Annotated in this window: 12 protein-coding genes and 1 tRNA gene; 8 read left to right on the top strand and 5 right to left on the bottom strand. The window is 71.2% G+C overall.

Annotated elements, in window-relative coordinates; translation table 11 throughout:
• Window positions 1-438 precede the first annotated feature (438 nt).
• The gene (locus ACWD0Y_RS12760; protein ID WP_450260367.1) at window positions 439-654 is read left to right on the top strand and encodes an I78 family peptidase inhibitor; all 216 of its coding nucleotides are present in this window, start codon (window positions 439-441) and stop codon (window positions 652-654) included.
• A gap of 120 nt (window positions 655-774) precedes the next feature.
• On the opposite strand, the gene ACWD0Y_RS12755 is transcribed toward ACWD0Y_RS12760, so the two are convergent.
• On the bottom strand, window positions 775-1,809 hold the full coding sequence (locus tag ACWD0Y_RS12755; RefSeq protein WP_450260366.1) for a phosphatase PAP2 family protein: 1,035 nt from the start codon (window positions 1,807-1,809) through the stop codon (window positions 775-777).
• A gap of 432 nt (window positions 1,810-2,241) precedes the next feature.
• Here ACWD0Y_RS12755 and ACWD0Y_RS12750 point away from each other — a divergent pair, with 432 nt between their 5' ends.
• Together ACWD0Y_RS12750 and ACWD0Y_RS12745 are read left to right on the top strand one after the other, a co-directional pair.
• A complete protein-coding gene (locus ACWD0Y_RS12750; protein WP_450260365.1) occupies window positions 2,242-3,960 on the top strand; it encodes an MFS transporter in 1,719 nt (572 codons plus the stop codon).
• An 84-nt stretch (window positions 3,961-4,044) separates the two neighbouring features.
• Entirely contained in the window at window positions 4,045-5,235 is a 1,191-nt protein-coding gene (locus ACWD0Y_RS12745; protein ID WP_450260364.1) for an acyl-CoA dehydrogenase family protein, read from the top strand.
• A 13-nt stretch (window positions 5,236-5,248) separates the two neighbouring features.
• On the opposite strand, the gene ACWD0Y_RS12740 is transcribed toward ACWD0Y_RS12745, so the two are convergent.
• Window positions 5,249-5,689 carry a cell division protein SepF gene (locus tag ACWD0Y_RS12740; protein ID WP_093801549.1) on the bottom strand — a complete coding sequence of 147 codons (441 nt, stop codon included), beginning with the start codon at window positions 5,687-5,689 and terminating at the stop codon, window positions 5,249-5,251.
• A 300-nt stretch (window positions 5,690-5,989) separates the two neighbouring features.
• Between ACWD0Y_RS12740 and ACWD0Y_RS12735 the strand changes: the two genes are divergently transcribed.
• The 4 genes from ACWD0Y_RS12735 to ACWD0Y_RS12720 all read left to right on the top strand — a co-directional run bounded on the left by ACWD0Y_RS12735 (window position 5,990) and on the right by ACWD0Y_RS12720 (window position 10,581).
• Window positions 5,990-7,192 (top strand): DUF5685 family protein, encoded by a 1,203-nt coding sequence (locus ACWD0Y_RS12735; protein ID WP_450260363.1) that lies wholly within the window; start codon window positions 5,990-5,992, stop codon window positions 7,190-7,192.
• Between the two features lie 58 nt (window positions 7,193-7,250).
• Window positions 7,251-8,042 carry a DUF1684 domain-containing protein gene (locus ACWD0Y_RS12730; protein WP_450260362.1) on the top strand — a complete coding sequence of 264 codons (792 nt, stop codon included), beginning with the start codon at window positions 7,251-7,253 and terminating at the stop codon, window positions 8,040-8,042.
• Window positions 8,043-8,344: 302 nt separating this feature from the next.
• Window positions 8,345-9,247, top strand: coding sequence for a S1 family peptidase (locus tag ACWD0Y_RS12725; protein WP_450260361.1), 903 nt, complete (start codon window positions 8,345-8,347; stop codon window positions 9,245-9,247).
• 251 nt (window positions 9,248-9,498) lie between these two features.
• Window positions 9,499-10,581, top strand: coding sequence for a S1 family peptidase (locus tag ACWD0Y_RS12720; protein ID WP_450260360.1), 1,083 nt, complete (start codon window positions 9,499-9,501; stop codon window positions 10,579-10,581).
• Window positions 10,582-10,672: 91 nt separating this feature from the next.
• Here the strand turns inward: ACWD0Y_RS12720 and ACWD0Y_RS12715 are convergent, their stop codons facing one another.
• From ACWD0Y_RS12715 to ACWD0Y_RS12705, 3 genes are all read right to left on the bottom strand, one after another.
• The gene (locus ACWD0Y_RS12715; protein ID WP_450260359.1) at window positions 10,673-11,695 is read right to left on the bottom strand and encodes a DUF3533 domain-containing protein; all 1,023 of its coding nucleotides are present in this window, start codon (window positions 11,693-11,695) and stop codon (window positions 10,673-10,675) included.
• A gap of 215 nt (window positions 11,696-11,910) precedes the next feature.
• On the bottom strand, window positions 11,911-13,029 hold the full coding sequence (locus ACWD0Y_RS12710) for a lytic polysaccharide monooxygenase auxiliary activity family 9 protein (RefSeq protein WP_450260358.1): 1,119 nt from the start codon (window positions 13,027-13,029) through the stop codon (window positions 11,911-11,913).
• 1,172 nt (window positions 13,030-14,201) lie between these two features.
• Window positions 14,202-14,276, bottom strand: a tRNA-Trp gene (locus tag ACWD0Y_RS12705).
• A 330-nt stretch (window positions 14,277-14,606) separates the two neighbouring features.
• Between ACWD0Y_RS12705 and ACWD0Y_RS12700 the strand changes: the two genes are divergently transcribed.
• Complete coding sequence (locus tag ACWD0Y_RS12700) at window positions 14,607-14,858, top strand: hypothetical protein (RefSeq protein WP_450260357.1); 252 nt, start codon at window positions 14,607-14,609, stop codon at window positions 14,856-14,858.
• Window positions 14,859-14,861 lie beyond the last annotated feature (3 nt).

The raw sequence follows: 14,861 nt of genomic DNA, 5'->3' as shown, positions 1-14,861 counted from the left end.
CGGCCGGCGTGCTCCCCGTGCCCCTCGTACTGCCCTCGGTCCGGCAGGGGTGGCGCGGGACCGGATACCCCCGTGGGGTCGTGAGACCCGTGGAGCCGTGGGGTCGTGGGGACCGAACCGGGTGGTGCGGATTCTGTGCGGGACCCGTGAATTCGCTACGGACTGTCATTTTCCCCGGACGACTCGCGGGCGCAATTGCGGGGGGAGGCGCCCGCGAGGTTCCGGGAATGAATTCAGAACCTGTTATTGCGTGATCATTCGCGGGGAGCGCAATTCGCCTCCCGACACGCCGGGCGGTCCTTTCAGGTGAAGGAGTTCATGTCAAACGCCCGTCGTGATCCTGTGACACAAGTGTGACCGCTGAGGCACCTGGGACGGTGACACACAGCTCGCGCCCCGGGCTTCCGTCCCCGTCTCCGGCGGCCTACGGTGAGTTCCATGGCACCCGTACCGAACCCTTCCGTACAGCCCGACGACGCCCCCGAGTCCTACGTCGGCCTCGACGCGGCCGATGCGGAGCGACTGGCCCGAGACCGGGGCTGGAGCACCGTCAGGGCGCTGCCGCCCGGCTCGATCATCACCATGGAGTACGTGGGGGGGCGCCTCAACTTCGAGGTCGAGAAGGACACCGTCATCCGTTGCTGGCAGGGCTGACCGCAGACACGCGAAGGCCCCGGGACGCGGCGAAGGCCCCGGACGGCTCCATGGGAGCCGTCCGGGGCCTTCGCGTGCGGGGGAGGCTGTGCGTACCGTCCCCGCGGGTCCTGCGGTGGGTCAGCCGCCGGCCACCGGCCGGGGCGACGTCCCGGGGCGGGTCGCGCCCGTACGGTCGGCGTGCGGCGGGCGGCGGCTGCCGGCCGGTGTGACCGGGGTCCGCTCCGAACGGGCCGTGTGCGGCCGTGGCGTGAGGTGACCGGTGACCCTGGCGCCCGTGGCGCGGCCGCCGCTCCCGCTGCCCGCGCCCACCGGCTCGCGGGCCGGCTTCTCGTTCGGGGCGGCGGGATGCCGGTGCGCGAAGGGAGCCGGCGCCAGGCGGCCGCCGGCCGGTGCGGGCTGCGCGGCGCCGAGCCTGCGACGTCCGCCGCGCCAGGCCGCGCGCACCGCGAAGATCCAGGCCTCGGTGCGGCCGATCAGCGGCTCGAACCAGGGCAGGCTCAGCAGGATCAGCAGCCCCGCGGCCCAGCCGAGGAGCACATCGCTCAGCCAGTGGGTGCCCAGGTAGACGGTGGTCGCGCCGACGCCCAGCGCGACGACGGCGGAGAGCACCGAAAGATGGCGCCGGGCCCGCGGGGTGGTGGCCAGGTAGGCCAGGATGCCCCAGGTGACCACGGCGTTCGCGGTGTGGCCGGAAGGAAATATATCGCCGCCCGCGAACATCTCGGCCGAGCCGATCTCCGTCGCGTAGTGCGGGCCGAGACGGCCGAGGCCGAGCTTGACCGCGCCCACCGTGACGTTCAGCAGGAGGAGCGCGGCGCCCAGTACCAGCAGCGGGCGCAGCGTGTGCTGGCGCCAGGAGCGCCAGCCGAGCCAGGCCGCCACCATCACGGCGGTGGGCCCGCGCTGGCCGAGCACCACGAAGTAGTCGAGGAAGGGATGGAGTTCCGGCCATTGCTCGTACGGCCGGAACAGCATCACCTTCCAGTCGAGGGCCACCAGCCAGGACGTGATCAGCACGGCCCAGACGATGGCGATGTAGAACGCCATCGTCGAACCGAAGAGGATCGTGCGGGTACGGCTCATCCCGGGGATCTCTATCTTCGGCGGCTCCGGTTCCCGGTCCAGCCGGGCAAAGATTCGGTCGGTACGCACTGAATCGACGTTACAGCGGGTGAGTGACAAGCCCGGCCCATCCGGCATCTTTGTGATGACGATGTGATGTGGGGTGCGTCTCATCGGGGAGTTTATCCCGGCCGTCCCAGGAAAGCGGAGCGGCCTTGCGTCCTATTCATTCGGAGGTTCGCGCGTAAGGGTGAATGCGTGCCGACGAATTCGGTTCACCGGAACTCAACGCGGAATTTCCCGCCCGCTCATGAAGGGATCAAGATCAAGAACGGGCTCCGCCGCGTGGTGTACGCCACACCGCGCCGTCCGCCCTGATGAGAGGTGCGCCACGCGGCACGGGTGTGAACTCGCGTACTCTGACGGCCCACTCGCCCGTCGATGCCGGGCCCCGCGGAGGCGTTGGACACGCCGTCCCCGCCGGTCCGCCGAGCGCGAGGGATTTTACTGGGAGGTACGTACATGTCAGGGACGACCACGGCCGGAACACAGCGGTCTGCGGACGCCCCCCGGCATCGGCCGGACCCGACGGCCGTCTCCGGCAACCGCTGGGCCGTACTGGTCGTACTGTGCGCCAGTCTCCTGCTGGTCGCCCTCGACGCGACGATCCTGCACATCGCCGTCCCGGCCGTCTCCGAGGACCTGCGCCCCGGCGCGATGGAACTGCTCTGGATCGTCGACGCCTATCCGCTGGTCTGCGCCTCGCTGCTGATCCTCTTCGGCACGCTCGGCGACCGCGTCGGGCGCCGCCGCGTCCTGCTGCTCGGTTACGGACTCTTCGGCGCCGCGTCCGCGCTCGCCGCCTTCGCCGACACCCCGCACGTCCTCGTCGCGGCCCGCGCCCTGCTCGGCGTCGGCGGCGCGATGATCATGCCCGCGACGCTCTCGATACTCCGTCACGCCTTCCCCGACCGGCGCGAGCGCGCCGTCGCCATCGGCATCTGGACCGCGGTCGCGGCCGTCGGCGCCGCCACCGGGCCGGTACTCGGCGGCTTCCTCATCCAGCACTTCTGGTGGGGCTCGGTCTTCCTCATCAACATCCCTCTGATGGCGCTGATCCTGCCGGCCGGCCGCTGGCTGCTGCCCGAATCCCGGGGGAGCGGCCAGGGGCCCTGGGACGTGCTCGGCGCGCTGATGGCGGCGGCCGGTGTGCTCGGCGTGGTCCTCGGTGTGAAGCGGGCGGGCGCCGGCGAGGGCGTCGCCGACGTCAGGACGCTGCTGCCGCTGCTCGTCGGCTCCGTACTGCTCGTCCTCTTCGTGCGGCGGCAGAAGACACGGGCGCATCCGCTCGTCGACGTGACGATGTTCGCCAGGCCCGCCTTCTCCACCTCCGTCGGATGCATCGTCCTGGCGATGCTGGCGCTGGTCGGCCTGGAGCTGATAGCCGTCCAGTACCTCCAACTGGTGCTCGGGCTGGGCCCGCTGGAGACCGGGCTGCGGCTGCTGCCGCTGACCTTCGCCGCGATGGCGGCCGGCGCCACCGGTTCGTACACCCTCCAGCGCCTCGGCCCGCGCGCCATGGTGTCGTTCGGCTTCGCGCTGACCGCCGCGGCCGTTCTCGTACTGACCCAGATGGGGCAGCACGACCGGCCCGCCCTCCTGACCGCCGGCTTCGTGCTGCTCGGCTTCGGGCTCCAGACCACGCTCTTCGGCGCGTACGAGTCGATGCTCAGCGAGGCGCCGGCCGAGCACGCGGGCGGCGCCGCCGCCATCGGCGAGACCTCCTACCAGCTCGGCGCCGGCATGGGCATCGCGCTGCTCGGCAGTGTCATGAACGCCGCCTACGCCCCCGGGGTCACCGCGATTCCCGGGGTCTCCCCGGCGGACAGCGCGGGCGCGGCGAACTCGCTCGGCGAGGCGTACACGGTCGCGTCCCAGCTCGGCGGAACCGCCGGTGAGACACTGCGTTCCACGGCGCGGCACGCCTTCGTCCACGGCCTGCACGTGACGCTCTTCGTCAGCGCGGGCCTGCTGCTGCTCGGGGCGCTGGCCGCGCTGAGGCTGCCGCGGCTGATGGACTGCGGGGCGCGCGAACCGGAGAAGGGGCCGGACCGTCCGGTGCCGGACACCCGGGTACCCGGTCCCCAGACGCCCGTACACCAGGAACCCGGACTCCGGGTGAAGGTCCCGGCGCGCCGGGAGCCGGTGGAGCGGGCCGGGTCTGGACGGGCCGCGCGCTGACCCCGTAACGTCGGCGGCGAGCAGTAACTACCACTGCTAGTTTTGCGCAGCACCGTAAGCCGAGCAGCCGCCGGAGGGCCAGGAATGTCCGTCACTTCGAAGCTTCCGCCGTTCGACCCCGCCGACCCGATCGGCATCGACGATCTGCTGGCACCCGAGGACCTCGCGATCCGCGAGACCGTACGGTCCTGGGCGGCCGACCGCGTCCTGCCGCACATCGCCGACTGGTACGAGCGCGGCGAACTCCCCGGCATCCGCGAACTGGCCCGCGAGCTCGGCTCGATCGGAGCCCTCGGCATGTCCCTGGAGGGTTACGGCTGCGCGGGCGCGTCCGCCGTCCAGTACGGTCTGGCCTGCCTGGAGCTGGAGGCCGCCGACTCCGGCATCCGCTCGCTGGTCTCCGTGCAGGGCTCGCTCGCCATGTACGCGATCCACCGCTTCGGCTCCGAGGAGCAGAAGCGGCGCTGGCTGCCCGGCATGGCCGCGGGCGAGATCATCGGCTGCTTCGGCCTGACCGAGCCCGACCATGGTTCCGACCCGGCCGGGATGCGGACGTACGCCAAGAAGGACGGCGGCGACTGGGTGCTGACGGGGCGCAAGATGTGGATCACGAACGGGTCGGTGGCGGGGGTGGCCGTCGTCTGGGCGCAGACGGACGACGGCATCCGCGGCTTCGTCGTCCCGGCCGACGCCGCCGGTTTCTCGGCGCCCGAGATCAAGCACAAGTGGTCGCTGCGCGCCTCGGTCACCAGCGAGCTGGTCCTGGACGAGGTGCGGCTGCCCGCCGACGCCGTACTGCCGGACGTCACCGGACTCAAGGGACCGCTGAGCTGTCTGAGTCACGCGCGGTACGGAATCGTGTGGGGCGCGATGGGAGCGGCCCGCGCCAGCTTCGAGGCCGCGGTCGACTACGCGAAGACCCGCGAGCAGTTCGGAAAGCCGATCGGCGGGTTCCAGCTGACCCAGGCCAAGCTCGCCGACATGGCGGTCGAGCTGCACAAGGGCATCCTGCTCGCCCACCACCTGGGGCGGCGCATGGACGCGGGGCGCCTGCGGCCCGAGCAGGTCAGCTTCGGCAAGCTCAACAACGTGCGCGAAGCGATCGAGATCTGCCGTACGAGCAGGACGATCCTCGGCGCGAACGGTATCTCGCTGGAGTACCCGGTGATGCGGCACGCGACGAACCTCGAATCGGTGCTCACCTACGAGGGCACCGTCGAGATGCATCAGCTCGTACTGGGCAAGGCGCTCACCGGCCTGGACGCCTTCCGGTGAGCGGCCCCGCCCATCAGCTCTGGTTGAAGAAGCCGTTCGTGTCGCGGCCCGCGGCCTCGCCGCTGACGACCTCGGTGTCGGCGGGGCTCAGCAGGAAGACCCGGGTCGCGACGCGCTCGATCGAACCGCGCAGACCGAAGGTGAGGCCGGCGGCGAAGTCCACGATGCGCTTGGCGTCGGAGGGCTCCATGGACGTGAGGTTCATGATGACCGGGACGCCGTCCCGGAAGAGCTCGCCGATGGCACGCGCGTCCCGGAATCCGTCCGGGGTGACCGTGGCGATCCTGGGGCTCTTGTCCCCGGCCGGTTCGGAGGCCACCCGGACCCGCGGGTCCGTGACCCAGGGCTCGGCTGTCTCGTTGTTTCCCTCGGCGTACTCGTCGTCGTAGTAGCGGTCGTCGTCGCTGTCCTCGACGAGTCCGAGCCAGGCACTGGCCTTGCGCACCGATCCCATGGACGCCTCCTTTCACCGCGGTCGTGTCTGTGTTCCGCTCCCCCTATGGTCGTCCATCATGCGGATTGCGCGCCAAGTGGATAGTCGCCGCGCAGGTGATTCGTGACGGTACTGGTGCAGAACTTGTGGCGATTCGTCAAGGTTCCCACCGTGTAAGGCTGCTGACAGGGTGAAAAATACGACCGTCGGGCCACATGGGTGACGAGGGGGACGGACGGGTGAACAGGTGCCCGCTCGGGCCCCTTCGAACCCTCTCGGTACGATGCGGACGCACCGTCGAACGACACCTGGGGGAAGGCCGTGTTCGGAATCGTCAGGCCCTGCAGCCATCGGCTCCCGGAGGGGCTCAGGGCCGAGTGGACGGCCCATCTCTGCGGTCTGTGCCTGGCACTTCGCGGTGACCACGGGCAGCTCGCCAGGGTCGTCACCAACTACGACGGGCTCATCGTCTCGGTCCTGACGGAGGCTCAGTCCGAGCGCGTCACGGGGTGGCGGCGCACCGCCGGCCCCTGCCCGCTGCGCGCGATGCGGACCGCGCCCGTCGCCCAGGGCGAAGGGGCCAGGCTCGCGGCGGCCGTCTCACTGGTCCTGGCTTCCGCGAAGGTACGGGACCACGTCGCCGACCGGGACGGGGTGTTGGCGCGCAGGCCGGTGGCCGCGGCCGCGCGCCGGGTCGCCGCCGGCTGGGACAGGGCGGGCGCGCGTACGGGTGCCTCGCTGGGCTTCGACACCGCGCTGCTCGTCGACGCGGTCGACCGCCAGGCCGGCATCGAGGCGCTGGCGGGCCCCGGCACCTCCGTCCTCACGGTCACCGAACCGGCCGAGACGGCGACCGCGGCGGCCTTCGCGCACACCGCCGTGCTCGCCGGGAAGCCGCAGAACGCGGCGCCGCTCGCGGAGGCGGGGCGCCTCTTCGGGCGGCTCGCGCACCTGCTGGACGCCGTGGAGGACCTGCAGGCCGACGCGGCGTCGGGCGCGTGGAACCCGCTCACCGCGACCGGCACCGGGCTCGCCGAGGCGCGCCGGCTGTGCGACGACGCGGTGCACGGCGTACGGCTGGCGCTGCGCGACGCGCACTTCACGGACGCCAAGCTGGCGCACGTACTGCTGGCGCACGAGCTGGAGCGGGCCGTGGACCGGGCTTTCGGGACGGCGGCCTGCGGTCATCAGGCGCGGGCGCAGGCGTACGGGACGCCGCCGCCCGCGTCCGGGAACGGCGGTGGCGGCCCGTACGGCCCGTACGGCTCGAACAATCCCTACGGCGGCGGTCCCGGGATGCCCGGCGGCGGTCCCGGCGGTCCCGGTGGGATGCCGCCCGGGTTCACGGGCGAGCCGCGCAGGCCCGGCAGGCGCGGCTTCTGGGCCGGGTGCGCCGTCGCGGTCGGGCTGTGCTGCACCTGCAAGTGGTGCTGCGCAGCGGAGTACGAAGGACCCTGGTCCAGGAAGAAGCGCGAGGGCTGCTGCCACAAGTGCGACTGCCCGGACTGCGGCTGCGACTGCTGACGCGGGCGGCGTCCCGGGCTCCCCGTGCCCGCAGCGCCCGTGTGGAAAAGTTGAGCGCATGAGCACAGACCCCCAGCAGGACTGGAAGCACTGGCACGAGCAGCGCGTCGAGACGGTCTCCGGGCCGTACGGCCCGCTCTCGCTCACCGGCACCCACTGGCTCTCCGACTATCCGGAAGGTCGAATTCCGGCCGTGCCGGGGAAGTGGACGGCCGACGGTGACGAGGTGGTCCTGACCGCCGCGCCCGAGGACGGGATCACCGTCGACGGACAGCCGCTCACCGGTGAGGCCAGGCTGACCGCGGACACCGGGCCGATCCCGGAGTCCCGCGTCGCGGCCGACGGGCGGCGGCTGGTCGTGCTGCGCCGCGAAGGGCTGTGGGCGGTCCGCGTCTTCGACCCCCGGGCGTCGGCGCGACGCGCCTTCGCGGGCCTGGAAGTGACGCCGTACGACGCGAAGTGGGTGCTGCCGGGCCGCTTCCGTCCGTACGAGGAAGGGCGTACCACCATCCAGGTCGAGAACGCGGACGGGCGCGAGCGCGGACTGGGCCTCGCCGGGGAGATCGCCTTCGAAATCGACGGCGTCGAGTACACGCTTCAGGTCGCGGTCGAGAACGACGGCTCGCTCTGGGCGGTCTTCGCCGACGCGACCAGCGGAGACAGTACGTACCGCTTCCGGTTCCTGCGGCCGCCCGCGCCCGCGGCCGACTCCACGGTGACCGTCGACTTCAACCGGGCGCTGCTGCCGCCGTGCGCGTTCGCCGACCACTTCATCTGCCCGTTCCCGCCGCCGGGCAACACCTTGCCGGTCCCGGTCCCGGCGGGGGAGAGGAACCGGATCGACCGCTGATCCGTCCCAGCACCGGAACGGCACCGTACGGAACGGCGCCGTGGAGCGCGGCATCACGCGGAACGCCGCGCCGGACACCGCACAGCCCCGTCGGCCCCAGCGCCGCCGGGGCCGCCTGTCGTGGTGCCCGGTCGGCCGAAAGGCGCCCTTGCGCGGGCAGTTGACGCCCCGAATACTCCCGAACAGCGCTTGTCAGGGGCACAACCTGTCCGGAATCCGGACGACGGGTTCACTGACTGCGCCTCACGGGTCCGTTTCACCCCACGGGCGGGCCCCCTACTTCCCCTCGGGAGGAACGAGAAGTGAGGAACAAGCGCACCACCCCCCGCACCGGTGTGGCGAGACGATCCCGCCTGGTCGCCGTCACGGCAGGACTCGTCGCCACCGCCGCGCTCGCCGTACCGAACGCCAGCGCCGACACGGCCCGTACGTACAGCGCCAACCAGCTCTCCTCCGCGAGTGACGCGGTCCTGGAGGCCGATGTCGCCGGCACCGCCTGGCACATCGACAAGTCGACCGACACCCTGGTCGTCACGGCCGACAGCACCGTCTCCGGCGCCGAGATCGCCAAGATCAAGCGGGAAGCCGGGACGAACGCGGGCGCCATCCGCGTCGAGCGGACCCCCGGCAAGTTCTCCAAGCTCATCTCCGGCGGCGACGCGATCTACGCCACCAGCTGGCGCTGCTCCGCCGGCTTCAACGTCCGCAACAGCGCGGGCACCTACTTCTTCGTGACCGCCGGCCACTGCACCGACGGCAACCCGCCCTGGTACACCAACTCCGCCCGCACCACGAGCATCGGCCCGACGGCCGGATCCAGCTTCCCCGGCAACGACTACGGCCTCGTGCGGTACGCCAACACCTCGGTCCCGCACCCCGGCACCGTCGGCAGCCAGGACATCACCAGCGCGGCCAACGCCACCGTCGGCATGTCCGTCACCCGCCGCGGTTCCACCACCGGCACCCACAGCGGTTCCGTCACCGGCCTCAACGCCACGGTGAACTACGGCGGCGGCGACATCGTCTACGGCATGATCCGCACCAACGTCTGCGCCGAGCCCGGCGACAGCGGCGGCCCGCTCTACTCCGGCACCCGCGCCATCGGCCTGACCTCGGGCGGCAGCGGCAACTGCTCCTCCGGCGGTACGACCTTCTTCCAGCCGGTCACCGAGGCCCTGAGCGCGTACGGCGTGAGCGTCTACTGAGAAGAACTCACCCCGAAGACCGACCACGGTCGGCAGCAGACGAGTCCCCGCCCGGCCGACCGGGCGGGGACTCGCCGTCGTGCGGACGAATACCGGCCAGGGCGGGTCCTCACTCGCTGCCGCCCAGATGGTCGCACCCCGTGTTCGCGAACGTGACCGACTGGGCAGAACTCGGAGGGTGAAGACACGGGGGGCGCACTACGGCCCTGTCCCCACCTTGCAGGGCCGAACCCCCCACAGGAGGTCATTACGTGAAGCACCGACGCACAATCAAGCGGCGCGTGGCCGTGACGGGAGCCGGTGTCGCGGCTCTGATGACAGCGGGAGTCACCTTCCAGACCGCGAACGCCAGTGACGAAACCCCCCGGCACACCGTCAAGAGGCTGACCGCGACGGGGGCCGAAAAGCTCGCCTCCGACCTCCAGTCGGTCCTGGGCGACGACGCGGCCGGAGCGTACTACGACAGCGAGTCCGAGGTACTCGTGGTCAACGTCATGAACGAGACGGCGGCCCAGAGCGTACGGAAAGCGGGCGGCAAGCCCAGGATCGTCAAGAACTCCCTGGCCGAACTGACCGCCGTACGGTCCACCCTCGCCGGCGAGGCCACCATCCCCGGCACCGCGTGGGCCACCGACCCGGTCACCAACAAGGTGGTCGTGACGGCCGACCGTACGGTCGGGGGCGACACGTGGGCGAAGCTGGAGAAGGCCGTCGGCGCGTTCGGCCAGAAGGCCGCACTGAAGAAGTCCGCCGGGGAGTTCAAGCCGCTCGTCGCGGGCGGAGACGCGATCCTCAGTGGCAGCGCGCGCTGTTCGCTCGGCTTCAACGTGGTCAAGGGCGGCGCACCGCACTTCATCACGGCGGGCCACTGCGGCAAGGCCGGCAGCCAGTGGGCGGACTCCAAGGGCGGCGCGCTCGGCACGACGGCCGTCTCGACGTTCCCCGGCAACGACTTCGCGCTCGTCAAGTACGACGACGGGGTGGAGCACCCGAGCGAGGTCAACCTCTACAACGGCAGTACGCAGCCGATCACCAAGGCGGGCGAGGCGATCGTCGGCATGGCGGTGCGGCGCAGCGGCTCCACCACCAAGGTGCACGACGGCAAGGTCACCGCGCTGGACGCCACCGTGAACTACGGCAACGGCAGCGTCGTCAGCGGGCTCATCCAGACCACGGTCTGTGGTGAGCCCGGCGACAGCGGCGGCTCGCTCTTCACGGAGGACACGGCGATCGGTCTCACCTCGGGCGGCAGCGGCAACTGCACGGCGGGCGGTGAGACGTTCTTCCAGCCGGTGCCGGCGGCGCTGAAGGTGCTGGAGGCGGAGATCGGCTGAGCCCCGGGTCCTGGTACCGGCCCGGCCGGCCCGCCGGTGCCCCGTCCGGTGCGCGTGCGTGCCGGACGGGGCGCTGCCCAGGGGCCGGTCCTCACGTGCCGGACGGGAGGGAGCCGTCCGTGTCCGGTCTGCGCAGCGAGGCCATGATCAGGGTGATGACGGTGCCCGCGATCGCCCAGATGCTGAGGACCTGAAGCGGTCCGGAGACCGCGTTGCCCCGGAAGTACGCGATCGAGCGCGCCGCCCAGGTGCCCGCGCCCGGCGGCAGGGCGGGGCCGATCGTCTCCCAGAAGGGCGGCAGCATCGGCAGCGGGAACGCCCCGCCCGCGCTCGGATTGCCCGCGATCACGACGATCAGCACAGCCAGGCCGATCCCCACGACGCCGGTGAGCGCCTGGAGGGCGAGCGTGATCGCGCCGACGGAGAAGACGAGCAGGGAGCCGAGACCCCACAGGGCCACGAGGCTGCCGGGCAGGGCGCCGAGGACTGGGCCGACGATGATCGCGCCGCCGAGCCCGCCCGCGATCGAGTAGAGCGCCATGGAGCCGAGCCTGATCAGTGCTCGCTCCCTGTTGGCGGGCCGGGAGCCCGCGCTGATCGCCAGGATCGAGGCGCAGAGGTAGCCCCCGACACACCACCCCACGACCAGGTAGAAGGCGGAGAGGCCGTTGAAGTCCCGGTCCGAGGCCGGGGCCACGTCCACGGTTTCCACGGTGCGCTGCTGGGACGCCTCGACCTTGGTGATGAGCGCGGTCAGGGCCGAGGACAGCACGGTGCCTCCGCCGGAGGCGACCAGCAGGGTGTCGGTCTTCGAGGTGGGGGAGACGATCAGGGCGCCGTTGATCTCACGGTTCATGATCTGCCGGCGGGCGGTGGCCTCGTCCGGGACCGTGCGCGGGTCCAGGGGGTCGCCCGGGAGGCTCTGGAGCCGGCCGACGAGGCGCGCGGCCGACTGCTCGGGGGCGACGACGCCGAAGGGCACGTCCCGGAGCTTCGGGCTGTGCAGCGCTCCCACGTAGGACGTGATGAACAGCAGTTGCAGGGCGAGCACACCTGTGACGAGCAGTGCGGCCCTTGGCGTGACTGCGGTCTTCACCTCGTCGACGAAAGTCATGCCCCCACGCTCGGGGGCCCTCGGCGTTCGCGCAGGCGGGGCTGGGCCGATCGGCTGAGACCGGGACCACCGGCGCCGTCGCCCGACGGCTGCCGCAGAGCCGCCGCCCCCGCCCGGGAAACGAGGCGGGGGCGGCGGCGGTCGTACGGCCGACCGGGGCTGCTGGTGCTGGTGCTGGTGCTGGTGCTGGTGCTGGTGCTGGTGCCGGGGCCGGGTCAGCGGCGGGCGGCCTTGCGGCGGACGGAGCCGAACATCACCGCGGCGCCGACGGCGAGGGCGGCGGCGCCGCCGATCGCGATGTACGGGGTGGTGCTGTCGCCACCGGTCTCGGCCAGGTTCTCACCGGCGGCGGCGGCGACCGGCCGCGCGGCGCCGGTGCCGTTCGCCTCCGGCGCGTTGGCGGCGGGCTCGTCGGCGGACCGGCCCGTGGCAGGCGGGGAGGAGTCTTCACCCGTGTCTTCACCGGTGTCCCGGCCCGCCTGACCCGCCTCCTGGCCGGCGCCCTGGTCGGTGGCCTGGTCGGTGGCCGGGGCCGTCACCCCGGCGCCGGTCTCGTGGTCGTCGTCACCGTGGCCGTTGTGCTCCACGGACGACTTGCCGGCACCGTCCGCGACCTCCTGATCGGTGGGGGCGGACGCGATCGGCGCCGGGGCGGTGCCCGACCCGCCGGTGTCCTTGCCGAAGACCACGTCGGAGCAGGTGTAGAAGGCCTCGGGGCTGTCCGAGCGCTGCCAGACGCTGTAGACGAGGTGACGGCCCGACTTGTTCGGGACCGTACCGTCGAAGACGTAGTCGCCGTTCTCCATCTTCGGGTCCGTGACGGCGGCGAAGGGCTTCTCCTCCAGGTCGGACCACTTCAGCGGCTTCGTCGGGTCGTAGCCGTCCTTGGTGACGTACAGCTCGAACGAGCCCTTGTGCGGAGCCGTGCCCTTGTAACGGAAGGTGTGCTTGCCGGCGGCCAGCTTCGACGACGGCCAGTCGGCACGCGCCAGGTCCAGGCCCTTGTACTTGTCGTTGCCGGCGCTGCACAGCTCGCCGTCCGGTATCAGCTGCCTGTGGTTCCCGGCGGCGTTCGCGATGTTGACCGCGTTCCAGTCGTAGAGCGCCTGCACACCGCCGGCCGCGACCGCCGCCTTGCACGCCGCCGAGTCGGGGCTCTCCGGGCCCTCCGCGTAACAGGCCGACACCCGGGAGACCGGGTCCGTCATCGAACCGTGGGCGGAGGCCGGAACGGCCGACAGGGCGGTCAGCGCGAGCGGCGCGATGCCGAGGGCGGCGATTACGGCAGCCTTGCTGTTCTTGCTGCCCTTGCGGTCCGTGCGACGAGCGGTCATCGGAACGTTCTCCTTGCGGTGGGGACACCTGGGGCGCGGGGCGGGGATCGAGCCCGGCGGAGCGGCCCTCCGAGAACAAGCGGCGCCGACGGGCTGAACCCCGCCCCGGCGATCAGCACGCTAGCCCCCGGAAACAGCGAAATCCCCTGCCCGAGGCGGGGGACGCCGATCCTTATGGTGCCTTTAAGACGACGCTAAGAAGGGGCTCAGGAAGACGAGGCCACAGGAGCCCGCTCAGCAGCGAGTCCAGGGTTGACCGTCCGTGGGAGTCCAGGCGGAGTCACCTGATGTCGCCCGGGGCGGCTCCCTGTTCGGCTCCCTGTTCGGCTCCCGTGGGGCTCCTCGCGGATGAACTCGGCACCCGCTCGAAATCAGATGGACGAGTCGGACGTCGAGGCGTCGAGGCGTCGACCTGATGGAGCGACGCGTAGGGGCGGGCCGACGAGTCGCCGACGTTGTAATGACGGGTTCTCAGGAGACCGCTCACCTCGGAAGAGCGAACCGATGCCATACAGCAGCGACTTCGGAGGGCATGGGTAGTCAGTGGCTGAAATCGACTCTGACCCGCGCAAACGTAGGACTCAGGTCAAGAGCCGACGCACTTCACACGCGGGGGCGCCCAGTAGTGATCGATGCCCGCTGGTGCTGGGCGCGGACCGGTGCCCTTTCTGGCCCTGCTGCACAACACGGTTCACTGCTTGCGGCGCCTGCCGGCCTTCTTCCGCTCCGCCTGCCCCCGCTTGGTCCACTCCCCTTGGTGTCGCCAGCACCGGGAGGTGTCTTTCATGGTCAAGTTCGAACAGCGGCCTCCGCCCTTGAGAGGCCACCCGCACTTACCCTGCTTCCACTCACCCACCGCGCCCCCTGAAGCCAGCTTTGTTCTCGCCTACGGACACCTCAACAGGGTGGGTTGACTTCCCTCCACGCAGCGAGAGCGCACGACCGGCGCCCCGTGACATTCCGAGCGCGCCGAGACCCCCATGGAGATCCACACGCTGAGCGGCCCCTTGCATGAGCCCTGGGCCGAGAGCTTGAGCCCTGAGCTTGGGAATCACCGGGCACGCATGTTGATACAGGATGCTTGAGCTGCGGAAAGGCCGTCCCGGTCGCCCACTGTTCTGGCGCATGTCCGGCACGGACGTCCGTCGTCCTGGACGCGTAGCGGGGGCAGGCCAAGCCGACCGGATTCGAACCGGCGTCCTCGCGGTTTTGGAGACCGCGCGCGACCACCCCTGCGCTACGGCTTCGCCCGCTGCGATCCTAGCCCCGTCGCGCTTCAGGACGGACCGGTGCGCCGAACCTTCTGATCCGTAACTCTGGCCGGGTCGGTCAGTGACGGCCATTCCGGCCGCTACCAGGCCCCGGAGGGGCGCTACCGGACGCGGGTGGTTGCTGGGGTTGCGGTACCTGGCTGCTGTACCGCAGGATCCAGGCGGGGGTGACCATGGAACGGCATCTGCTGGAATCGTTGTTGGCCGGTGACGACGAGGCGTCCGTGATAGCTCTGGCCACCCTCCGCAGCGGTGCCACCTACTGGGTGGGAGACGGAGCACGACCCGCAGGCCAGCATGCCGGACGTGGACCTCACGCAGCCTGAACACGGTGTCTCACCTCGCATCGACTGCGCCCGCGCGCTCACCCTGGCAGGCCGTGGAGACGACGCTTTCACCGAGTTGTGCACGGCCCAGCGCACGTCCCCGCAGCTCGTACGGAACAATCCCCGTGTGCGGGAGACGCTGCGGGATCTCATCAGGCAGTCGTCCGTGAGCGGCCGTGCCCGCTCGTCCGAGGTGTTCGTCATGGCGCAGCGATGCAAGGCGGTGCAGTAAGTC

This window comes from Streptomyces altiplanensis (assembly GCF_053591575.1).
The sequence above is the reverse complement of the archived record's forward strand: the minus strand, read 5'-3'. Positions and strand labels throughout refer to the sequence as shown.